Consider the following 21670-nt stretch of genomic DNA (forward strand, 5'->3'; position numbering starts at 1 on the left):
CGGTGTTGCGTGATCACGAACGCATTGTGACTGATGGGTTACGTGTGGATCTGGTCACCTTCAGCACGTTTTCCGTGGGTCACTGCCCGGCGCGTCCCGGCTGCAGCACCTTGCTGAACAGGACCGTGCCGCCCTGCGCCCGGAGGCGCACGGTCAGCTCCCCGCTGCCGCCGTCGATGTCGACCTCCCCGAAGTACTGCGGCGACTCCATGGGCGAGACGTTGGCGCGGTCCGGTGCCCGGACGAAGACCTGCTCCGGGCCGAAGGTGCCGTCCAGCGCGTTGGCGGGGAAGCCGCCCGCGGCCAGCGGGCCCGAGACGAACTCCCAGAACGGGGCGAAGTCCTTGAAGGCCGCGCGCTCCGGGGCGTAATGCTGGGCAGAGGTGTAGTGCACATCGGCCGTCAGCCAGACGGTGCCGGTGATGCGCCGGTGCTTGATGTGACGCAGGAGCTCGGCGATCTGCAGCTCCCGCCCCAGCGGCGCGCCCGGGTCGCCCTGTGCGACCGCCTCGATGTCCGTGGCTCCGTCCGGGACGACCAGCCCCAGGGGCATGTCGGCGGCGATCACCTTCCACACCGCGCGCGACCGCGACAGTTCGCCCTTGAGCCAGCTCAGCTGCTCGGCACCGAGGATGCCCGTGGTGTCGTCGGGCTGCCGACCGGGGGAGTTGGCGTTGCGGAAGGACCGCATGTCCAGCACGAACACGTCGAGCAGGGGACCGTGCCGTACCACACGGTGCATGCGCCGCTCGTCCGGCGAGCTCTGCAGCGTCGGTACCGGGAAGTACTCACGGAACGCCCGCATCGAACGCGCCGCGAGCCGGTCCACGTCCTTCTCGGTGTAGCGGACGTCGTCGAGGATCTGCCCCGGGTACCAGTTGTTGCGCACCTCGTGGTCGTCCCACTGGATGATGGACGGAACCTGCGCGTTGAACGCCCGCAGGTTGTCGTCGAGCAGGTTGTACCGGAAGTTCCCGCGGTACTCGTCCAGGGTTTCGGCGACCTTCGACTTCTCCGGGGTCGTGATGTTGCGCCAGACCCGCCCGTCGGGCAGCGTCACGCTCGGCTCGATCACCCCGTCCGCGTAGATGTTGTCACCGCTGCACAGGAAGAAGTCCGGGTCCAGGCGGCGCATCTCGTCGTACACCCGGTAGCCGCCGATGTCGGGGTTGATGCCCCAGCCCTGCCCCGCGATGTCGCCGGACCAGAGGAACCGCACCCCGTCGCGGCGGCGGGCCGGAGCTGTGCGGAAGGTCCCGTACACCGGCTTGCCGGTCCTGCGGGGGTCGTGCGGGTCAGCGAGCGTCACCCGGTAGTGGACCTGCTCGCCGGCCGGCAGGCCGTACAGCGGGGTCGTGCCGGTGAAGTCCGTACCGGCGCCTATCAGCGGGCCGCGCCACGTGCGGGCGCGACGGAAGGATTCCGTCGCGGACGTCTCCACCACCATCCGGGCAGGGCGGTCGGCGCGTACCCACACCAGGGCGGACGACGCCGTCACATCGCCCACCTGCACGCCCCACGACGCGCTCGGCCGGCCCGACAGGGCGAACGCGGGCGCGGTGGTGATCGCCGTGGGCACGGCGACCGCGGCCGAGGCGAGGAGCGAGCCGCGCAGCACGGTGCGGCGGCCCGGGGCCGGGGCGGGGGGACGGTTCGACATCGATGCGCCTCCATGGGCGAGAGGGGCTGTGGGAACAGCGCGGTCCGACAGGCTGATTGCAGACTCATACCTAGTCGGCGGCGGCGGCGGGCATGCCAACCGCAGATGAACAACCGGTCGGTCCCGACCTGCGACCGGTCCGCCGGGGCACCACCGCCCTCCGCCAGGAGCCGGACGCCGTGCTCGACCGCAGCGGGCGCCAGACGGGCGTGGCCGAGCACCAGCACGGCCCGGGTGGGGCGGCGCCCTTCCAGAGCGGGTACGACGACGCCGACGACGATGGGCGCGCAACCGACGAGCACCCCCGGCACCGCTACGTGGCGGGTCTGGTGGCGGTCGGCGCGTTCACCGTCCAGGGCTGGGGGCGGACCGACCTGGCGGGCCTGCTGTTCTCGGTGGGCGCGCTGGGCGGAGAGGTCGGCTTCGCGGTCCTCGCCGTGCCGGTGCTGCGTCCCCTCGGGCCGAAGCTGCTGTCGGCGTCCGTGTGCGCCGTCGCGGCCGTGGAATCCGTGCTGCTCGGGCTCGTGCTCGACGGGGGAGGGCTTCTGCGGGTGCCCACACCGGCGGAGGCACTCGCACTGCTGTGGCAGGCGGTCGTCGTCACCGTCATCGGCTTCGTGTGCTGGTACAGCGGTATGCAGCGGATCGGCGCCGAGCGCGCCACACTCTTGTCCGGATTGATCCCCGTATCGGCCGCGCTCACCGCACCGCTGGTCGGCACCGGGACGTACGGTGCGGGTCAGGGTGTCAGGAGCCTGCTGGTCGGCCTGGGAGTAGCGCTGGGTTCGGGCGTCCTGGCACCTTGCAGCGCCGGCGCCGGCGCCGGCGCCGGCGCGTCAGCGGCTCGTGTCGAGGATCACCCGCGCCACGGCGGCAGGGTCGTCGTTCATCGGGACGTGGCCGCAGGCGGGAAGCCGGACGAGCCGTGCCCCGGGGATCACACGCTTCGCCCTGACACCCTGTCGGCGCAGAAGAAGACGGTCCTTGCTGCCCCAGGCGATACTGACCGGCACGTCCGGTACGTCGTCGGTGAACGCGACGGTCAGGCCGGCCTCGAGGGTCTGGCGGAAACCGGTGGCCTCGCGCAGGGCAACGGTCTCCGACACGACCGCACCAGGTGAACGGCGGCCGGGGGACGCGTAGATGGTGCTGGTCAGCGCGGTGCGGCCCGGCGGGCTCTGCGACAGCCGCTCGATCAGCGGCATCGGCATCGCCAGAGCCGCTCCGCGCATCGCCCGCAGCACGCCGAAGGCGTAACGGCGCTCACCCGGCGTCCAGAACCCGGCGGGGGACAGAGCCGTCACCGAACGCACGAGCTTTTCCCGGCCCAGCTCCAGGGCCAGCAGGCCCCCGAGGGAATTCCCGGCGATGTGCGGCCGGGTCACACCGAGCTTCTCGAAGAACGAACCGAGCACCGGGACCATGCTTCGCAGGTCGTAGGCGAGCCCGTCGGGCAACGCCGGTGAGGCGCCGAACCCAGGCAGGTCCACGGCGATGACGTCCCGCTCGGCCGCCAGGATGCCCAGGACCGGGTCCCACGCCTGACGGTGATGGCCGACGCCGTGGAGCAGGACCAACGGGTCACCCGTACCGGTGCGCTCATATGCCACGTCGACCGTGTGAGGACCGGCGGGAGTGTCGACCGTGAACGAGACCGTGGTGGCCATGCTTCTCCTCGGGACGGACGAACCGGGCTGAGGAGGCGGAACGAGACGCCTCGTCAGTAATGATTACCGACCGGTAGCTTGTAGTTCAAGGGGTGTGCGCGATTCCTGCTGGACACCCTGAGGCGCGTCGGCTGGGATGGAAAAGTGACTGCCGACACCGTGACCGATCTCTTCGAAGAACACCGGCCCTTCCTCACCGGGGTCGCCTACCGCATGCTCGGCCGGGTCGCCGACGCCGAGGACGTGGTGCAGGAGGCCTGGCTGCGCTGGTCGTCGGCCGGGCGTGAGGACGTGCGGGAGCCTAGGGCCTTCCTCGTGCGCATCACCACGCGTCTGGCCATCGACCGGCTGCGTCACCTGCGGTCCCGGCGCGAGGCGTACGTGGGGCCCTGGCTGCCCGAACCGGTGGTCACCGCATTCGGCCAGGCAGTCCCCGATTCCGCGGAGCGCGCGGTGCTCGCCGACTCCGTGTCCGTCGCCGTACTCGTCGTCCTCGAGACCCTCTCACCGCTGGAGCGTGCGGTGTTCGTCCTGCGCGAGGCGTTCGGCTTCCCGTACGCGGAGATCGCCGACGCCCTCGAGCGTTCCGAGGCGGCCGTACGTCAGCTCGCCGGCCGCGCCAAGCGTCATGTGGAGGAGCGTAAGCCGCGGTACGACGTGGATCCGGAGGTGCGCCGCGATCTCACCGAACGCTTCCTTGCCGCCGCTTCGGGCGGGGACCTGGAGCAACTGCTCGCCCTGCTGGCACCCGATGTACGCCTTGTCAGTGACAGCGGAGGCAAGGCGAAGGCGCCGCGGCGGATCATGGAGAGCGCGGACAAGGTCGGCCGCTTCCTCATCGCGGTGGGACAGGACTGGCCCACCGGCACGGGGGTCCGGGTCCTGGAGCTCAATGGCGGTCCCGCTCTGGTGTTCAGCGCGGACGGGGTCGTGGACACGGTGTTCCAGGCCGACGTCAGCGACGGGGCCATCCGGTGCGTCTATGTCATCCGCAACCCGGACAAACTGGCGGGGGTGCCGGTGGATCGGTGACGCTGAGCCGAAGCCCGGGCACCGTCGGCCCGATGAGCCCCGCGCGCCGCAGGGGAAGCGGCGGCCGCGGGGCTTCGTGTTGCCTGACGTCGACGCCTCACGAACGTCCCGTGAACGCTCTGCGGCAGTGGGCCGTTCCGCTGTGTCACGGGGCGAGGATTGGTCTTGACCAAGGTGGTTCGCCGTCCTAAGGTCTGAACGATAAGGCAGGAACCTTTAATAAATAACGTCGCGGAATACGAGCCACCGGGCGGATGCGGAGGACAGGGTGGGGACCACGCAGCTGGAATCGGTGCAGGAGCCGAAGTACTGGCACCTCAAGAGCGTGCTCAGCGAGGCACTGGACTCGGACTTCGCGGTAGGAGAGGTGTTGCCCAACGAGCGGGACCTCGCGGCGCGCTTCGGTGTCGCCAGAGCGACGCTCCGTCAGGCGCTGGAGCAGCTCGAGCTCGAAGGGAGGCTGCAGCGACGCCGCGGAGTGGGCACGACGGTCGCCCCGCCCCGCCTCGGAGTGGCTGTCGCCACCGCACAGCACGGCTGGGCCGGCGGTGACACGGACGAGGCTTGGCAGGCCCTCGGATGCACCACGGCGACCGCTCCCGCAGCAGTCGCGGCCATGCTCGACACGCCCGCCGAAGAGCCCTTGCACGTGGTGCGCCGCACACGCGTCGTCCAAGGACAGGCCGTCGCGGCGGAACTCCTGTACGTCCCTGTGTCTTCCGTGCCCGAACTCTCCGCCATAGAAGCACCCTCCGGGCCTGCGCGGGCCCGCAGCGTCCTGAGGGAACTGCACCGCCTCGACCTCGACGGCCAGGACCGCTCGGTCGAACTCGGGTCCGCCCGCGCGGACGACGCCAAGGAGCTCGACCGGCTCCCGGGTGCTCCGGTCCTCGTGGTCACCACCCGGTATCTCGCCGCCGCCGGTACGGCAGCTGTCTCGGTGGCCACCTACAGGGCCGATACCTGCCGGCTCACCTTCGGGGACTCCGGCGCGCTGGAGATCAGTCACGACGAGCAGGAGCGCAAAGCCTCCTGATGGCCTCGGGAGATCCGCCCTCCGGACGGTGCCCGTCCCGGAGTTCCCGCCCTCGGCTTCCTGCCCCCCAGACTCTCCGTTCCGGTGACGCAGTCCGCTGCTCGCCCCGGCCCGTCGCTCTCAGCGGCGGGCCGTCGCCGTCCCGTCCACGGCGAAGAGCTGCTCCTCCACGCGGTCGAGCGCCAGCCGCAGCGCGCCGGTGGCGACGGCTGCCTCCCCGAGGAGTGAGAGCGTCACTCGAGGCGGACGCAGACAGTAGCGGGCGAGCTCGTCGCGGAGCGGATCCAGAACACCGTCCAGGCCGGCGGCCCACCCGCCGATCACCACGAGCTCCGGATCAAGTGCCAGCACCAGAGCCGCGACATCGTGCACCAGCCGCTGTATGAACCGTGCGACGGCGGCCTGCGCGCCGGCATCGCCGTCGCGGGCCTTGGCGAACACAGCGGCGACGGCCTGCTCGTCCAGAGGGTCCAGCGGGGTGTCCGTCGTGGAGAGCAGATGTTCCGGTGTGACATCACGTCCCAGCAGATGCAGTGCGCCGATCTCGCCGGCAGCACCGCCGAAGCCGCGGTGCAGCCGTCCGCCGATCAGCGAACCCGCACCTGGGCTCAAGCCCGCGAGTACGAAGACGATGTCATCGGACTCTGTCGCCGCACCTTTCCAGTGTTCGGCCACCGCGGCGGCATTCGCGTCGTTCTCCACCAGAACGGGGCAACGAAAGGAACGCCGCAGCCTTTCGCCGAGCGCGAGCCCGGTCCAGTCCGGCAGCGCCGTGCCCAGCCGCACGGTGCCGTCGGCCTCCACGATGCCCGGGCTGCCCACACCGACCGCGCGCAAGCTGCTCCGCTGCACCCCGGAGCGACGCAGCACATCCGCGATCATGCCTCTGACCTGGTCGAGTCTGTCATCCGCGCACGCCGTTTCGGATACGTCCCGTGAGCCGGCGCCGACGATCCTGCCGTCCAGCCCGGACAGCAGGGCGGAGACCCGGTGCGGACCGATCTCGACGCCCAGCAGATGTCCGGCCTCGGCTCGGAACCGGAACCGTCTGGCCGGACGGCCCGGGCGCCTGGCCCCGCTGTCGTCCGGCAGAGTCTCCACCACCAGGCCCGCCGCGAAGAGCCCCTCGACGACACCTTCGACCGTGGGACGCGACAGGCCTGTGATCCGGGTCAGATCCGTGAGCGTGGGCGAGTCAGCCCCTCGCAGGGCGTGCAGCACCACCGCGGAATTGATTCTCCGCAGCAGAGACGGGTCCCCACCGGTCAGCCGGCCCACCGTGTGTCCTCCCAGGTCGTGCGCATGTCTGCCGGATCGTACTCGCTGACCCCGACCGCGGCGACCAGCACCCGGAGAGAGGGAACCGGAACCACTGCCGAAGCGGCCACCAGCCGAGCGCGACGCCGTTTCAGCCCGGTGCCACGAAGCCCGACTCGTAGGCGGCGATCACTGCCTGGGTGCGGTCCCGGGCGCCCAACTTGGCCAGCAGCGCGCTGACATGGGTTTTCACGGTCTCCACCCCTACGAAGAGCTCGGCGGCGATCTCCGTGTTGGACATGCCCCGTGCCATGAGCCGGAGTACGGCCGCCTCACGGTCGGTGAGCGCCGCCCGGTCCATCGCGGCCCGCGCCTTGCTCGTGCCGTATTCCGCGGCGAGCTGCCGGACAGCAGCGGGAAACAGCAGTGACTCGCCCTCCGCGACCAGTCGTACCGCGTGCACGATCTCCGCGGGCCGGGCCCGCTTGAGCAGAAACCCGGCGGCGCCCGCGCGCAGTGCCTCGTAGACGTACTCATCGTTCTCGAATGTCGTCACCACCAGGACCTTCGGCGGAGCGGCGACGGTGCGCAGCACCGCCCGGGTGGCCTCGATGCCGTCCATCAGGGGCATGCGTACATCCATAGCGACGACATCGGGCCGCAGTCGACCCACCAGGGGGATCACCGCCGCACCGTCGGCGGCCTCACCCACCACTTCGATGTCCGGCTGTGCTTCCAGGACCGCACGCAGCCCCGCACGCACCAGTGGTTCGTCATCGACGAGAAGAACGGTAACCGGCATCCGGTCAGCGTATGCCGTCCAGCGGGAGGCTCGCGTGCACTCTCCATTCCCCTTCGTGCGGGCCGGTTCTTGCCTTGCCGCCCAGCAGGGCGGCCCGCTCCCTCATGCCTCTGAGCCCGCTGCCACCGCCCGTACCGCGCCGCGATCCTGCGAGCGGGTTGGCCACCTCCAGCTCCAGCCTTTCCTCCACCACGAGGATCCTCACCCGTACGGGAACGGCGCCGGCGTGACGCAGCACATTGGTGAGCGACTCCTGCAAGATGCGGTACCCCTCGCGCGACACCGGGCCGGGGACCAGCTCCAGTGGCCCGGTCATCTCCACCTCGAGCTTCACACCGGAGCCGCGGGCCGACTCCAGCAGCCGGTCGGCTTCGACCAGGGTCGGCCGTGCCCCGACAGGAACATCTGACTCCCGCAGCACACGCAGGACACGTTCCAGATCGTCCAGCGCGTTACGGCCCGTCTCCTCGATGGCGGCGAGTGCCCGCGCGGTGAACTCCGGGTTCCCCGCTGTTCTGGCCGCTCCTGCCTGGACCACCGCGACCGTCAGCGCGTGACCGATCGAATCGTGAAGCTCGCGCGCTATCCGGTTGCGCTCCAGCAGTTGTTCGGTGCGCTCCTCCAGCGCGGTCATCCGCTCGGCCGGCGACGGCCCCAGCAATCCGCGGGCTGCCGCCGTGGCCGCTTCCCCGCACGCGATGACGAGTCCGAGAAGCATCAGGATCGGCATAGGTGCGAGCAGGGCGCACCACCAGCCGGGACCGACATCACGGGCCAGCCAGACATCGCTCGGATGTGTCCCGAACGCGCCTCGCACGAGATCGACCGCCGTGCCGGGCAGCCAGACCGTCGCGAAGCACACCACTGCCGCGAGGACCAGCCGGACCTCCAGCCAGACAACGGTGCGCCAGCGGTCTGCCCAAGTCGTGGCAGGACCGACGGAGATCGCGGCGTCGGGACGGCTCCGCTGCTCGGGCGTGAGGAGCAACTGTGCCTGGACCCCTTCGCCCAGACGCATCACCGGAAGCAGCCCGACAGGTATCGCGAAGATGAACGGCATCCACGGTTTGCTCGGGGAGATGAACAACCACACGCTGGCCACGGCGGCCGGAATGAGCAGGTGCAGCCAGCGACTGTACGTGGTCGGCCTGCCCAGCAGTGCGAAGAAGCGGCGCATGCGGCCATGGTGCCAGGACAGGGCCGGGCAACGGCTCCCCCGGGAGGGGGAGACGACCCACCCGGGCGGGGGAGGCCACGCACCGCAATGGGGGGCCAGGCTGGAGTCATGACCAGCATCGACGTGCATGAGATCACCAAGGACTACGGATCCGCCCGCGCCGTGGACCGACTCACGTTCAGCGTACGACCCGGCCGGGTGACCGGCTTCCTCGGGCCCAACGGCGCGGGTAAGTCCACGACCATGCGCCTGGTTCTCGGCCTGGACCGGGCGACCGGCGGTTCCGCCACGATCGGTGGACAGCCCTATGTCTCGCTGGGCAATCCACTGCGCCGTGTCGGCGCACTGCTCGACCCTCAGGCGGCACATGGCTCGCGCACCGCCCGCCATCACTTGCTCGCGCTCGCGACCAGCAACGGCATAGCGGGCAGCAGGATCGACGAGGTGCTCGTCGAGGCCGGCCTCGGCTCGGCCGGCGGGCGGCGGATCAAGACGTTCTCGCTCGGGATGCGTCAGCGGCTCGGTATCGCCGCGGCGCTTCTCGGTGATCCGGAGGTGCTGATGCTGGACGAGCCGTCGAACGGACTGGATCCGGAAGGCATCGTCTGGATCCGTGAGCTGATGCGGAAGCTGGCCGGTGAGGGCCGTACGGTACTGGTCTCCAGCCACCTGATGAACGAGACCTCTTCGTTCGCCGACCACTTGGTCGTCCTCGGTAAAGGGAGGCTCCTTGTCGACATGCCGATGCGGGAGTTCCTCGCTTCCCGGAGCCGGCCCGGTGTCCGGTTCCGTACGACAGAACTCACGAGGTTGCGCGACGCACTGATCCGGAAGGGGTACGAGCCGGCACCGGGTGACGACGGGCGATGGACGGTCGACGGAGCCACGGCGCAGGAAATCGGCTCCTTGGCCGCCTGCGAAGGCATTCCACTTCTCGAACTCCGCGAGAAACAAGTCACGTTGGAGGAGGCCTACCTCGATCTCACGGCGACCGAGACGGAATTCACCGCCACCACGTCGTCCACCGCCGACAAGGAGGCCTGACCAGCATGGCCATGTCGACGACATCGGTACTGCACTCCGAGTGGATCAAAATCAGATCGGTGCGGGCCGTTTTCGGTTCCCTCATCGCCGTCTTCGCCGCCACCTGCTCCGTGACGGTGCTCGTCTCCTCCACCATCGGGCAGGCAGAGGCGGAGAACCCGGGAAACGACCTTCTCTTCTCGGCTTTCTACGCACTCAACTTCGGCCAGATCGCGGCCATCAGCTTTGGCGCGACCGCCCTCTCGTCCGAGTTCCTGAACGGAGCCCTGCGGATATCCCTCACGGCAGTCCCCAACCGCAGCCTTTTCTACGTCGCGAAGATGGCGGTGGTGGGCGGCCTCGCCCTGCTCGTGGGGCTGATCACCAGCTTCACCACATTCTTGGTGGGACAGCTCTTCATGGGTGAGTACAGGATTGGTCTGGAAGAACCGGGCGCCCTGCGTGCTGTGTTCGGTGGTGGCGTCTACCTGGCTCTGATGGCTCTGTTCGCAGCGGGCCTGGCGGCGGTCCTGCGCAGTGCGGTCGCCGTGCTCGGTCTGCTCATCCCCTTCATTCTGATCGTTTCCTTCGTGGTCGGAGACATAGCGGGAGGCGTCGCCCAGTATTTCCCCGACAGAGCCGGGCAGTTGGTGCTCCACGGGCAGCATGAGGGAAGCCTCGGACCGTGGACGGGATTGTCGGTCACCGCAGGTTGGGCGGCTGTCGCCTTGGCCGCAGGCTGGGGGGCCATGCGGAAACGGGACGCCTGAGGCGTGGAGTCGAGACGGGAACGGTCAGCGTGCCGCCGGTCCGACGGTCGGCCTCCGGACCGTGGAAGCGCGACGGACTGCCTGGTGGGGAGCCAGGTGTCAGTGGCGGGCGGTTTACTGACGGTATGACCACCGCACATCACCTCCGCCTCATCGACGGGATGCGCACCAGGGACTTTCCCCCGGAGCGCGTTCCGTCGGGCTCGGGAATAAGCGGACCTGGCTACCACACGGCGCTGCTCATCGGGGAGGACTGCCACGAGGACGGAGACGGGGCGGACCGCGTGGAACGCCGGGTGCAATGCCTGGCCGCACACGAGGCTCTGCTCACGCTGCTCACGCTGCGCCGGGGCGAACCACAGGTCGTCAGCCTGTGGAGTGCCCAGGAACGGATGGCGGCGGGGGAGGTGATAGCGGAACCCTGGGCCGAACCAGTCGCGAGCTGCGAATATCTTCACATCTGGCGTACGGAAGGCCGGTGGGTCGCAGTGGTGCTCTACCAGGATCCCCATGGGGCGGGCTGCGAGTTGGGCGTCCTGGTCACCGTGGTCGACCCGCCCTGAGCGACAAGGGCGGCCGGCACCCCGGCCGGCAGCGGTTCTCGTAGCGGCTGCTGCCGAAGGCGGGAAGCCGGCGGGCTTTCAGCCGGCGTCGTCCCGGTCGACCGCCGCCGACAGGCGTGCGTACTCGCCGGCCATGGTGCTCACCGTCCAGTGTGCGTTCAGGCCGCTAGGGTTGGGCAGCGCCCAGACACGGGCGCCGCCGATGGTCCGCTCCTGCGGACCGATCCGCGCACGGCGATCGCCGAAGGCCGTGCGATACGCGGTGACACCGACGACGGCCAGCCACAGTGGACCCAGCTCTTCCACCTTGGCCGACAACGCTTTCCCGCCCTCGCGGAACTCCTCCGGGGCCAGTTCATCTGCCCGCGCGGTGGCCCTGGCCACCACATTGGTGATGCCCAGGCCGTACCCGAGAAGCTGCCCCTGTTCCGAAGGCTGCAACTGCCGGGGTGTGAAGCCCGACAGATGCAGCACCGGCCAGAACCGGTTGCCAGGATGGGCGAAATGGTGCCCCGTGGCGGCAGTCATGAGGCTCGGGTTGATCCCGCAGAACAGCACGCGCAGGCCGCCCGCGACCACGTCGGGTACGACGCGATCGCGGGCGGCCTGAAGCTCTTCGGGTGTCATCCGGCAGTGGAGCCGGCCGTCAGAGGATGGAACCGGGGGTGTACGCGGCGGCTCCCGGATGCTGCTTGGTGATCTCCTCGATCCTGGAGACCAGAGCGGTGACCTGATCGCCCGCCGCACCGGTGAACGAGAGCTTGTCCGCCATCAGGGCATCGAGTTCGCCGCGGTCGAGCGGGATCCGCTCGTCGGCGGCCAGCTTGTCCAGCAGCTCGTTGCGCTCGGCGCCCTGCTCCCGCATGGCGAGAGCCGAGGCGACCGCGTTCTCCTTGATGGCCTCGTGCGCGATCTCGCGTCCGACCCCGGACCGCACCGAAGCCATCAGCACTTTGGTCGTGGCGAGGAAGGGAAGGTAGCGGTCCAGCTCACGCGCCACGACCGCGGGGAAGGCGCCGAACTCGTCGAGGACGGTGAGGAAGGTTTCCAGTAGTCCGTCGAACGCGAAGAAGGCATCGGGGAGCGCGACCCTGCGGACCACGGAACAGGACACGTCGCCCTCGTTCCACTGGTCGCCCGCCAGCTCGCCCGTCATCGACGCGTAGCCGCGCAGGATCACCATCAGGCCGTTGACGCGCTCGCAGGAGCGGGTGTTCATCTTGTGCGGCATCGCCGACGAGCCGACCTGGCCCGGCTTGAAGCCTTCCGTCACCAGTTCGTGTCCGGCCATCAGCCGGATCGTCTTGGCCACCGAGGAGGGAGCGGCGGCCAGCTGCACCAGCGCCGTCACCACGTCGTAGTCGAGGGAACGGGGATAGACCTGGCCCACGGAGGTGAAGGCGTGCGCGAAACCCAGGTGCCCGGCGATGCGCTGCTCGAGATCCGCGAGCTTGCCCGCGTCGCCACCGAGGAGGTCCAGCATGTCCTGCGCCGTGCCGACGGGACCCTTGATGCCGCGCAGCGGGTAACGGCCCAGCAGGTCCTCAAGCCGCCCGTACGCCACAAGCAGCTCGTCCGCAGCGGTCGCGAAGCGCTTGCCGAGCGTCGTCGCCTGCGCGGCGACGTTGTGCGAACGGCCCGTGATGACCAGCTCGCTGTACTCCGCCGCGAGCTTGCCCAGGCGTGCCAGGACCGCCACCGTACGGTCGCGCATCAGCTCCAGCGACAGCCGGATCTGCAGCTGCTCGACATTCTCGGTGAGGTCCCGGGAGGTCATGCCCTTGTGGACCTGCTCATGGCCGGCGAGGGCGTTGAACTCCTCGATCCGGGCCTTCACGTCGTGCCGGGTGACCTTCTCGCGCTCGGCGATCGAGGCGAGGTCGACCTGGTCGATCACGCGCTCGTAGTCGGCCGGCGCCGCGTCGGGCACCTCGATCCCGAGGTCCTTCTGAGCGCGCAGCACCGCCAGCCACAGCTGACGTTCCAGCTTCACCTTCTGCTCGGGGGACCAGAGGACGGCCAGCTCCGTAGAGGCATAGCGGCCGGCCAGGACATTGGGGATGCGAGGCTTCGCAGATACAGCAGTCACGTATCCGGATTCTACTGGCGGTTTCTGCAGGTCCGCGCCGAGGGCCGGTTTGTGGCTTCCTGCGAGAATCTGCCCGGTGCCCGGTGCCCGGTGCCTGGTGCCCCGGGCTGATCAGCTGTCCAGCCGGCGCCAGCCCGTTACCGGTCCGGGGGAGGAAGCGTCCTGAGGAGTGATCCAGAACGCTTTCCCCAGATCCGCGTCGAACTGTGCGCCGGCCCGGCCGTCGCCGGAAGAGCGCCCGGTCAGGCGCCGGCCGACCCAGGGCAGCAGGTGTTGCCGGGCGAACCGGACGTCGTCGATCCGCCGCTGCCTCCACCGTGCGGGCGCGGTGGCGGGCACGGGGGTCTGCCAGTCACTCTCCGCGGGGAACCCCAGCGTCTGCCATACCGCCTCCGCGACCCGGCGGTGGCCCTCGGCCGTCAGGTGCAGCCGGTCGACGTCCCACATCCGGGGATCGCCCAGCGACGCCGCGCCGTACAGATCGGTCACCAGCGCGCCATGGCGCTCGGCCAGGTCACCGACCAGTGCGAACAGTTCCTCCATGCGCGGGCGGAAGCGTTCCATCACCGGGCCGTTCCGCCCGGGGCTGCGCATCAGCACCAGGGTCTTGCACGACGGTGCGAGACGCTCCACGGCCTCCTCCAGTCGACCACGGACCATGCCCATGTCGCACTTCGGCCGCAGGGTGTCGTTGAGCCCGCCGACGAGGGTGATCACATCCGGCTGCAGGGCGGCGGCGACCGGGACCTGCTCGTCCACGATCTGGCTGATGAGCTTTCCCCGTACGGCGAGATTGGCGTACCGGAAGCCGGGCGTGTGGGCCGCGAGACGGGCGGCGAGGACGTCGGCCCAGCCGCGGTAGGAACCGTCGGGCAGCACATCCGACATGCCCTCGGTGAACGAGTCACCGACGGCGACGAGACTGGTGTAGGAGGCATTCAATTCCATGGCGTTGCCGATCGTACCGTGACAGCGACCCGCCGCCACGGGCCGCCGGAGCGCGGAGGCGGGGCACGGCTCCAGCCGTGCCCCGCCTCCGCGCACGGCGCCGGGAGCCGCTGTCAGCGGGCCTGGGGCCTGCCCACCAGCTCACGCAGGACGTCCTCCATCGTGATCATGCCTGCCAGTCGTCCGTCCTCGTCGAGCACGGCAGCCAGATGTGTGCGGCTCCTGCGCAGCGCGGTGAGCACATCGTCCAACGGCGTCGCCGCCCGCACCCGGGCGATCGGCCGCAGAGCCGACACCGGGAACGGCAGATCGCGCGGTGTGGCGTCCAGGGCGTCCTTCACATGGAGGTACCCGATGATGCGCTGCTCGCTGTCCATCACCGGGAAGCGCGAGAAGCCGGACTCGTGCGAGAGCCGCTCCAGCTCCTCCGGGGTCGTACCGACCCTGGTGTAGAGCACCCTGTCGACCGGGAGGAGCACCTCCTGGACCGGGCGGCGGCCCAGTTCCAGCGCATGGCGCAGACGGTCCGCCGAGCGGTCGTCGACGAGCCCGGAGTCCTCCGCGTCCTTGACGAGGCGTGCCAGTTCGTCGTCGGAGAAGGTCGCTGCGACCTCGTCCTTGGTCTCGACCCGCAACAGCTTGAGCAGCGCGTTCGCGAAGGCGTTGATCGCGAAGATCACCGGCTTGAGCGCCCTGGCGAGAGTGACCAGCGGCGGTCCGAGCAGCAGCGCGGTGCGGGCGGGCTCGGCCAGTGCGATGTTCTTCGGCACCATCTCGCCCAGCAGCATGTGCAGGTACGTCGCCACGGTCAGGGCGATGACGAACGAGATCGGGTGCACCAGTCCGTGCGGCACCCCCACCGAGTCGAAGACGGGCTCCAGCAGGTGCGCGATGGCGGGTTCGGCGACGATGCCCAGCACCAGCGTGCAGAGCGTGATGCCCAGCTGTGCCGCCGCGAGGAGCGCGGACACGTGCTCCAGGCCCCAGATGACACTTCGGGCCCGCCGGTTGCCGGCTTCGGCCTCGGGCTCGATCTGGCTGCGTCGTACGGAGATCAGCGCGAACTCCGCGCCGACGAAGAAGGCGTTGACGACCAGGGTCAGCAAGCCGATGAAGAGCTGGACGGCGATCATCGTTCGTCCTCCGCCGACTCGTCGCTGCCGGGCAGCGGTGCGTGCAGCAGCGCACGCGCGGCGCGGTGCCCCGAAGCGTCCACCACGTCGATCCGCCAGCCCGTGAGCTCGACGGTGTCGCCGACCACCGGAATACGGCCGACCTCGGTGGCGATGAGCCCGGCCAGCGTCTCGTACGGTCCGTCCGGCACGCGCAGCCCGATGGTCCGGAGCTGGTCGGTGCGGGCCGCTCCGTCGGCGGACCACAGGGTGCGTCCGTCCGCGTCCTCACCCGCGGCCGCCAGGTCGGGGGTCTCGTGCGGGTCGTGTTCGTCCCGCACCTCGCCGACGACTTCCTCCACGATGTCCTCCAGCGTCACGACTCCCGCCGTGCCGCCGTACTCATCGATGACGACGGCCATGGCCAGCTTTCCGGAGAGCCGGTCCAGCAGCCGGTCCACGGTGAGCGTCTCCGGTACCAGCAGCGGTTCGCGCAGCATGTCCGACACGCGTTTACGGGGCCGTTGGTCCGCGGGAATGGCCAGCACGTCCTTGATGTGCGCGACGCCGACGACCGTGTCGAGGCTGCCGCGGTAGACGGGGAACCGGGAGAGGCCGGTCGCGCGGGTGGCGTTCGCGACGTCCTCGGCGGTCGCCTGCACCTCCAGGGCGGTGACCTGGACGCGGGGCGTCATCACGTTCTCCGCGGTCAGTTCGGACAGGTTGAGGGTGCGTACGAACAACTCGGCGGTGTCCGCCTCCAGCGCCCCCTCCTTCGCGGAGTGGCGCGCCAGGGCCACCAGTTCCTGCGGGCTGCGCGCGGAGGCGAGCTCCTCGGCCGGCTCGAGGCCGAAGCGCCGCAGGATCCGGTTGGCCGTGTTGTTGAGGTGGCTGATGAAAGGCCGGAAGACCGCCGTGAACGCGCGCTGCGGCGCGGCGACCGTACGCGCGACGGCCAGGGGGGAGGAGATCGCCCAGTTCTTGGGGACGAGCTCACCGACCACCATCAGGACCACGGTGGACAGCGCTGTGCCGATCACGAGGGCCAGCGAGGAGGACACGGCGGGCGACAGCCCGGTCGCTTCCACCGGGCCTTGGATCAGCTTGGAGATGGACGGCTCGGAGAGCATGCCCACGACCAGGTTGGTGACGGTGATGCCGAGCTGGGCGCCGGAGAGCTGATAGGTGAGGCTGCGTACGGCCTTGAGCGCTCCGGCCGCGCCGCGGTCCCCTCGCTCGACGGCCCGTTCGAGGTCGCCGCGCTCCACGGTGGTCAAAGAGAACTCGGCCGCCACGAACGCGCCGCAGGCGAGGGAGAGCAGGAGCGCCACGAGGAGCAGGAGCACTTCGGTCATCGGTTCACCTCCGTCCCATGATCGGGCAGGGGCAGAAGGTTCGCGCGATGTCGGCAGTGTCTACTACTGGGGGGCTCGCCCATGGGCGGACGCTCACACCTTTCGAAAGGGTTGGATGGTCGAGAATACATAGTAAAGGATCGGCAAAATGCCCTGCACGGGCAGCCGGCTCGCGGCCGGTCAGCGGCTTTCGGCGGTTCCGGGCATGGTCACAAGGACCTGACCCAGCGCCGCCAGTGGTCCTCACGATGGTAGCCAGCCGCGCCCCACGCGTGATGTGCTATGACGGTCCCGGCGATCCGGCCGTCGCGCTCCGCGAGGAGCAGGGCCTGAGGGTCCCGCATGATCAGCCGGGCTACCCCGTCGTGGTCGTCGGTGATGCTGGCGCCCTCCGCGGCCTCGCGCCAGAACCGCAGCACGTCGTCGATGTCGGAGAGGGCCGCGCAGCGGATATCGAGATCGGTCATGGCCCGAGCCAATCAGAGCGTTCGGGGGAAGGGTGATCTGTTTCGCGCCGGGCGCTGTCGGGTGCGTCGCGCCGCCCCCGTCCTCCCCCCGCTCCTCTTGCGAGTGCTAGCGTGCACGCGCTAGCGTGATGGAGTGCCCAAGACTCAGCTGAACGTTCGAGTGGACGAGGCCACCGCCGAGGCGGCGCGGCAGCGCGCCCTGCAGCGGGGGATGAGCGTGAACCGCTACATAGAAGAGCTCGTCAAACAGGATGCGGGCGAGGTGGGACACACCTTCGTCGAGGCGGCGGCCGACTTCATGAAGCAGTACGAGTCGGTGTTCGTCGAGGAGTTCGGGCCGGAGCGCGAAGGCACCCGTTGAATCTGCAGATCGACCTTTCCTGGCTGCTCATGGTCGCCGAGCACAAGACGCCCGGGGATCCCCAGGTCGTCGACTGGGGTGCGCTCGTCGCCGCTGTCAGTCGGCACGAGGCGGAGATCTTCGGCAGCCCCGTCTACAGCGACCCGCACTCCCGGGCGGCCGCCATGCTGCAGTTGCTCCTTCATGTGCCCGCGCTCGAGCACTCCAACGCGATGTTCGCCTCCGCCGTCGCCTACGGCTATCTCGTCGCTTCCGGGCTGAAGGTCAGCACCTCTCCCGAGCAGGTGCGCGATCTGGCCCGTCTGGTGAAGGAGGGCAAGGCCGACGTCCGGGCGATCGCCGAGGAGCTGCGCCGGTGGAGTTCGTGACCGGGGGCCTCAGCTCGGCTCCGCCGCACGGTCCACCACGGCGGACCGACGGGCCACCCCCAGCACACAAGGGGAGCTCGGCAGCTGCGGACCCTTCTCCGGAATACGGAAGCGGCGGTACACGCCCAGGTCGAAACCCGCTTCCTCGATCGCCGCGACCGTGTCCCGCGCTGTGTGACAGCCCCCGAAGAGGAGCGGCCAGAAAGTGCGGTCCGCTGTCCGCTGCGCCGCCGCCAGCGCCCGGCCAGAAGCCAGGGTGTGCTCGAAGAACCGCAGTTCACCTCCCGGCCTCAGCACCCGCTTGATCTCCGCCAGGGTGCGTGGCAGATCCCGCACCGTGCACAGGACCAGCGAGGCCACTGCCGCGTCGAACGCCTCGCTCTTGACCGGCAGTGCTTCGGCCGTGCCCGGAACCACATCGACCGGCACCTCCGCGCGCAGCGCCGCACCGGCCGCCAGCTGCCGCAGGTTGCGCTCCGGTTCGATCGCGACCACTTCGGACACGGCCCCGGGGTAGTGCGCGAAGTTGAGACCGTTACCCGCCCCGATCTCGATGACACGGCCGGAGAGACCGGCGAGCAGTTCGTCGCGGTGGGCCGCCACACCTCCCTTGAGGTCGGCCACCACGCTCATCCGGGCGTAGAAACGGGCGAATACCGGGTGGTGTACGGCGTTCCCGGGTACAGATGTGCTGCGCCGTCGCATGATCGGGCCTCCTCGGAGGGCACGTGGACACGGCTCTCCTTGGATTCTTCCCCGTACGGGCCCGCTCAGCCGCTCACCCGGCCGGACGATTTCCGCCCAGCTCGGGCGCCAGCCAACTCGCCGCCCGCGCCCGGAAGTCCGCCGGTTCCAAAGTGCCCGCCCCGGCCGGTACCGCGCCCAGCAGGGGCGCGCCTGCCGCGACCGGCAGGTCGTCGATGTTGCACCGCGACGCCAGATCCGGTTCCGCGGGCATGCTTCCCACCACCACCCCGGGGCACACGAGCCCTCGCGTCCGCAGCGCCTCCGTCGTCAGCGCGGTGGCATTGAGCGTCCCCAGGCCCGCTGGTGCCACCACCAGCACGGGCGCCGCCAGCAACCGCGCCGCGTCCGCGAGCGTGGCCCCCTGCTCGTCGTAGCGTACGAGCAGCCCGCCCGCGCCCTCGACCAGCACCAGGTCGTGCTCCGTCGCCAGCTTCTGGGCGGCCTCGGCGATCTCGTACGGCCGTACGGGGGCGAGCCCGGCGCGGCGCGCGGCGGTCCCCGGCGCCAGCGGTTCCGGATAACGGGCCAGTTCGACCGCTGTCACATGGGCGCCCGCCAGTCGCACGACCTCGGCGGCGTCCCCTGGCTCGCCCGGGGCGACGCCCGTCTGGGCGGGCTTGAGCACCGCGACGCGGAGGTCCCGGGACGCGGCCGCCACCGCCGAGGTCACGATCGTCTTGCCGATCTCGGTGCCCGTACCGGTCACCACCAGGATCGTCATCTCAGCCCTCCTTCGCCGCGGCGCACACGGCCCGGCAGATCCGTGCCACATCGTCGTCACCGGTCACATAGGGCGGCATCGTGTACACGAGATCGCGGAACGGGCGCAACCACACGCCCTCACGCACCGCGGCCCGTGTCGCGGCCGCCATGTCCACCTCGTGATCGAGCTGTACGACTCCTATCGCGCCCAGCACCCGGACGTCACGCACACCCGGCACACCGGCCGCCTCTCCCAGCCCCTGCCGCAGCCCCTCGCCGATCCGCGCGACCTCCAGCGCCCAGTCCTGGCCCAGCAGGAGGTCGACGGACGCGCAGGCCACCGCCGAGGCGAGTGGATTGCCCATGAACGTCGGCCCGTGGGCCAGCACCGGCACGTCCCCGCTCGAGATGCCCTGCGCGACCTCCGAGGTGCACAGCGTCGCCGCCAGTGTCAGATAGCCGCCGGTCAGCGCCTTGCCGACGCACATCACGTCCGGTGACACCCCGGCGTGTCCGGCCGCGAACAACTCCCCGGTACGGCCGAATCCCGTCGCGATCTCGTCGAACACCAGCAGCACGTCGTTCGCGTCGCACGCCTCGCGGAGCACCCGTAGGTACGCGGGGGAGTGGAAGCGCATGCCGCCCGCCCCCTGGACCACGGGCTCCACGATCACCGCCGCCAGCTCGCCGGCATGGGTGGATATCAGTTCACGCAGATGCCGTGCGTAGGCCTCGTCGGGTTCGGCGTCGAAGCCGTCCGGCGGAGCGTCCGCGAAGATCTGCCGGGGAAGGGAGCCCGACCACAGCTCGTGCATCCCGCCCTCGGGGTCGCACACCGACATCGGCTGCCAGGTGTCCCCGTGGTAGCCGCCGCGCCAGGTCAACAGCCGGTGCTTGGCGGGCCGCCCCGCCGAACGCCAGTACTGCAGACACATCTTCACCGCGACCTCGACGGAGACCGAGCCCGAATCGGCGAGGAAGACGTGCCGCAGCGGCTCCGGTGTGATCTCCACGAGCCGGGTCGCCAGCCGGACGGCGGGCTCGTGCGTGAGCCCACCGAACATCACATGGCTCATCCGGTCCAGCTGGCCGCGGGCGGCCTCGTTGAGCACCGGATGGTTGTAGCCGTGGACCGCCGACCACCAGGACGACATGCCGTCCACCAACTCGCGTCGGCCGCACGCGGGTTCCGCGAGCCGGAGACGCACCCCGGAGGCGGACTCGACGACCAGCGGCTCCTGCCGGCCAGGCATCGGGCCGTAGGGATGCCAGACGTGGGCCCGGTCAAGGGCGAGGAGTTCCGCAGGGCGGAGCGAATCAGGCATTGGGCGCGAGGTCCGTCCCGGCCCCACGACGGCGGATCGCCACCAGATCGGTACGCGCCGTCAGGCCTTCGGACGGCTCAGGAGCGATCTCGGCGGTGTCGCCGCACGGAGCGTGGCCGCCCTCGTGCGAACCACAACCTCCTGCCGTCTGCGCGCGGTGCCCGGGGAGGGTCGTCGTGGCCGCTCCCTCCACCTCGAAGCCCGCGTCCGCGATCATGTCGAGGTCGGTCTGTCCGGACTGCCCCTCACTGGTCAGATAGTCGCCCAGGAAGATGGAGTTCACCAGATGCAGGGCGAGCGGCTGCATCGAACGCAGATGCACCTCGCGACCGCCCGCGAGCCGCACCTCGACGTCCGGGCAGACGAACCGCACCATCGCCAGGATCCGCAGGCACCGCTGCGGTGTGAGGTGCCAGTTTTTCGCGAGCGGGGTCCCCTCCATGGGAATCAGGAAGTTCACCGGCACCGAGTCCGGATCCAGCTCGCGCAGCGAGAAGACCACGTCCACCAGGTCGGCGTCCGCCTCGCCCATGCCCGCGATCAGACCGGAGCACGCCGAGAGCCCGGCGGCCTGGGCCTGCTGCACGGTGTCCACCCGGTCGGCGTACGTGTGTGTGGTCGTGATGTCCCCGTACGTCCCCTCCGAGGTGTTGAGGTTGTGGTTGTACGCGTCGGCGCCCGCCGACCTCAGGCGGTCGGCCTGGCCTTCCGAGAGCAGGCCGAGGCAGGCGCACACCTCGACGCCCTCGTGCTGCTCCTTGATCGCCTCGATCGTCTGCGACACCCGGTCGACGTCACGGTCGGTCGGCCCCCGGCCGCTGGCCACCAGACACACGCGCTTGGCGCCGCCCGCCACCCCTGCGGCGGCGGCCTTCTTCGCCTCGTCCGGTTTCAGCCAGGTGTACTTGAGGATCTCGGCCTTGGAGCCGAGCCGCTGCGAACAGTAGGAGCAGTCCTCCGGGCAGAGACCGGACTTCAGGTTCACCAGGTAGTTGAGTTTGACGCGCCGGCCGAACCACTGGCGGCGCACCTTTCCGGCCGCGGCCACCACGTCGAGCAGTTCGTCGTCGGAGGTCGCCAGCACGGCGAGCGCTTCGTCACGGGTCGGCAGTTCGCGCCGCAGCCCCTTTTCCACCAGCGTGTTCAGCAGGTCCATGGCCTTGATCCTGACGTACGGCACCGCCATCGGCCAAGGAGGAACCGGACAGT

At 70.0% G+C, this 21670-nt stretch carries 22 protein-coding genes and 1 pseudogene; 8 read left to right on the plus strand and 15 right to left on the minus strand.

Features of this window, described 5'->3' with window-relative positions:
* Window positions 1-79 precede the first annotated feature (79 nt).
* Window positions 80-1660 (minus strand): alkaline phosphatase D family protein, encoded by a 1581-nt coding sequence (locus ACFYSH_RS27700; RefSeq protein WP_388756076.1) that lies wholly within the window; start codon window positions 1658-1660, stop codon window positions 80-82.
* A 314-nt stretch (window positions 1661-1974) separates the two neighbouring features.
* On the opposite strand from ACFYSH_RS27700, the pseudogene ACFYSH_RS27705 reads away from it, so the two are divergent.
* Window positions 1975-2491 (plus strand): annotated as a pseudogene (locus ACFYSH_RS27705) (EamA family transporter); the annotation flags it as partial.
* Between the two features lie 5 nt (window positions 2492-2496).
* Here the strand turns inward: ACFYSH_RS27705 and ACFYSH_RS27710 are convergent.
* Window positions 2497-3327: an alpha/beta fold hydrolase gene (locus ACFYSH_RS27710; RefSeq protein WP_359473438.1), complete on the minus strand. Its 831-nt coding sequence runs from the start codon at window positions 3325-3327 to the stop codon at window positions 2497-2499.
* Window positions 3328-3471: 144 nt separating this feature from the next.
* On the opposite strand from ACFYSH_RS27710, the gene ACFYSH_RS27715 reads away from it, so the two are divergent.
* Complete coding sequence (locus ACFYSH_RS27715; protein ID WP_359473441.1) at window positions 3472-4359, plus strand: RNA polymerase sigma-70 factor; 888 nt, start codon at window positions 3472-3474, stop codon at window positions 4357-4359.
* A gap of 268 nt (window positions 4360-4627) precedes the next feature.
* The gene (locus tag ACFYSH_RS27720) at window positions 4628-5395 is read left to right on the plus strand and encodes a GntR family transcriptional regulator (RefSeq protein ID WP_359473444.1); all 768 of its coding nucleotides are present in this window, start codon (window positions 4628-4630) and stop codon (window positions 5393-5395) included.
* Between the two features lie 120 nt (window positions 5396-5515).
* Here the strand turns inward: ACFYSH_RS27720 and ACFYSH_RS27725 are convergent, their stop codons facing one another.
* The 3 genes from ACFYSH_RS27725 to ACFYSH_RS27735 form a co-directional block, all read right to left on the minus strand.
* A complete protein-coding gene (locus tag ACFYSH_RS27725; protein WP_388756079.1) occupies window positions 5516-6673 on the minus strand; it encodes an ROK family protein in 1158 nt (385 codons plus the stop codon).
* Between the two features lie 130 nt (window positions 6674-6803).
* Entirely contained in the window at window positions 6804-7454 is a 651-nt protein-coding gene (locus ACFYSH_RS27730) for a response regulator transcription factor (RefSeq protein WP_359473450.1), read from the minus strand.
* A 4-nt stretch (window positions 7455-7458) separates the two neighbouring features.
* A complete protein-coding gene (locus tag ACFYSH_RS27735) occupies window positions 7459-8631 on the minus strand; it encodes a sensor histidine kinase (protein ID WP_388756082.1) in 1173 nt (390 codons plus the stop codon).
* Window positions 8632-8739: 108 nt separating this feature from the next.
* Here ACFYSH_RS27735 and ACFYSH_RS27740 point away from each other — a divergent pair, with 108 nt between their 5' ends.
* From ACFYSH_RS27740 to ACFYSH_RS27750, 3 genes are all read left to right on the plus strand, one after another.
* Window positions 8740-9675, plus strand: coding sequence for an ATP-binding cassette domain-containing protein (locus ACFYSH_RS27740; RefSeq protein WP_388756085.1), 936 nt, complete (start codon window positions 8740-8742; stop codon window positions 9673-9675).
* Between the two features lie 5 nt (window positions 9676-9680).
* On the plus strand, window positions 9681-10424 hold the full coding sequence (locus ACFYSH_RS27745; protein ID WP_359473458.1) for an ABC transporter permease: 744 nt from the start codon (window positions 9681-9683) through the stop codon (window positions 10422-10424).
* 125 nt (window positions 10425-10549) lie between these two features.
* Window positions 10550-10987: a hypothetical protein gene (locus ACFYSH_RS27750; protein ID WP_359473461.1), complete on the plus strand. Its 438-nt coding sequence runs from the start codon at window positions 10550-10552 to the stop codon at window positions 10985-10987.
* Between the two features lie 78 nt (window positions 10988-11065).
* On the opposite strand, the gene mug is transcribed toward ACFYSH_RS27750, so the two are convergent.
* The 6 genes from mug to ACFYSH_RS27780 all read right to left on the minus strand — a co-directional run bounded on the left by mug (window position 11066) and on the right by ACFYSH_RS27780 (window position 16958).
* Complete coding sequence (mug, locus tag ACFYSH_RS27755) at window positions 11066-11614, minus strand: G/U mismatch-specific DNA glycosylase (RefSeq protein WP_359473464.1); 549 nt, start codon at window positions 11612-11614, stop codon at window positions 11066-11068.
* A gap of 19 nt (window positions 11615-11633) precedes the next feature.
* Window positions 11634-13076, minus strand: coding sequence for an adenylosuccinate lyase (gene purB, locus ACFYSH_RS27760; protein WP_359473467.1), 1443 nt, complete (start codon window positions 13074-13076; stop codon window positions 11634-11636).
* A 111-nt stretch (window positions 13077-13187) separates the two neighbouring features.
* Window positions 13188-14024 carry an SGNH/GDSL hydrolase family protein gene (locus tag ACFYSH_RS27765; protein ID WP_359473470.1) on the minus strand — a complete coding sequence of 279 codons (837 nt, stop codon included), beginning with the start codon at window positions 14022-14024 and terminating at the stop codon, window positions 13188-13190.
* A gap of 113 nt (window positions 14025-14137) precedes the next feature.
* On the minus strand, window positions 14138-15157 hold the full coding sequence (locus ACFYSH_RS27770) for a hemolysin family protein (RefSeq protein WP_359473490.1): 1020 nt from the start codon (window positions 15155-15157) through the stop codon (window positions 14138-14140).
* Complete coding sequence (locus tag ACFYSH_RS27775) at window positions 15154-16491, minus strand: hemolysin family protein (protein ID WP_359473493.1); 1338 nt, start codon at window positions 16489-16491, stop codon at window positions 15154-15156. Before ACFYSH_RS27775 ends, ACFYSH_RS27770 begins: the two co-directional genes overlap by 4 nt.
* A 209-nt stretch (window positions 16492-16700) precedes the next feature.
* Complete coding sequence (locus tag ACFYSH_RS27780; RefSeq protein WP_388756090.1) at window positions 16701-16958, minus strand: hypothetical protein; 258 nt, start codon at window positions 16956-16958, stop codon at window positions 16701-16703.
* 133 nt (window positions 16959-17091) lie between these two features.
* Between ACFYSH_RS27780 and ACFYSH_RS27785 the strand changes: the two genes are divergently transcribed.
* Together ACFYSH_RS27785 and ACFYSH_RS27790 are read left to right on the plus strand one after the other, a co-directional pair.
* Window positions 17092-17319, plus strand: a complete 228-nt coding sequence (locus tag ACFYSH_RS27785) for an antitoxin (protein ID WP_359473499.1) — start codon at window positions 17092-17094, stop codon at window positions 17317-17319.
* On the plus strand, window positions 17316-17687 hold the full coding sequence (locus tag ACFYSH_RS27790; RefSeq protein WP_359473502.1) for a fic family toxin-antitoxin system, toxin component: 372 nt from the start codon (window positions 17316-17318) through the stop codon (window positions 17685-17687). The genes ACFYSH_RS27785 and ACFYSH_RS27790 overlap by 4 nt, the downstream gene beginning before the upstream one ends.
* 9 nt (window positions 17688-17696) lie before the next feature.
* Here the strand turns inward: ACFYSH_RS27790 and ACFYSH_RS27795 are convergent, their stop codons facing one another.
* The 4 genes from ACFYSH_RS27795 to bioB form a co-directional block, all read right to left on the minus strand.
* Window positions 17697-18392, minus strand: coding sequence for a class I SAM-dependent methyltransferase (locus ACFYSH_RS27795; RefSeq protein ID WP_359473505.1), 696 nt, complete (start codon window positions 18390-18392; stop codon window positions 17697-17699).
* A gap of 73 nt (window positions 18393-18465) precedes the next feature.
* A complete protein-coding gene (bioD, locus tag ACFYSH_RS27800) occupies window positions 18466-19155 on the minus strand; it encodes a dethiobiotin synthase (protein ID WP_359473508.1) in 690 nt (229 codons plus the stop codon).
* A gap of 1 nt (window position 19156) precedes the next feature.
* Window positions 19157-20461, minus strand: coding sequence for an adenosylmethionine--8-amino-7-oxononanoate transaminase (locus ACFYSH_RS27805; protein ID WP_359473511.1), 1305 nt, complete (start codon window positions 20459-20461; stop codon window positions 19157-19159).
* Window positions 20454-21617, minus strand: coding sequence for a biotin synthase BioB (gene bioB / locus ACFYSH_RS27810; protein ID WP_388756193.1), 1164 nt, complete (start codon window positions 21615-21617; stop codon window positions 20454-20456). Before bioB ends, ACFYSH_RS27805 begins: the two co-directional genes overlap by 8 nt.
* Window positions 21618-21670: the final 53 nt, after the last annotated feature.

The sequence above is a fragment of the Streptomyces sp. NPDC005791 genome (assembly GCF_042871485.1).
Classification (GTDB): domain Bacteria; phylum Actinomycetota; class Actinomycetes; order Streptomycetales; family Streptomycetaceae; genus Streptomyces.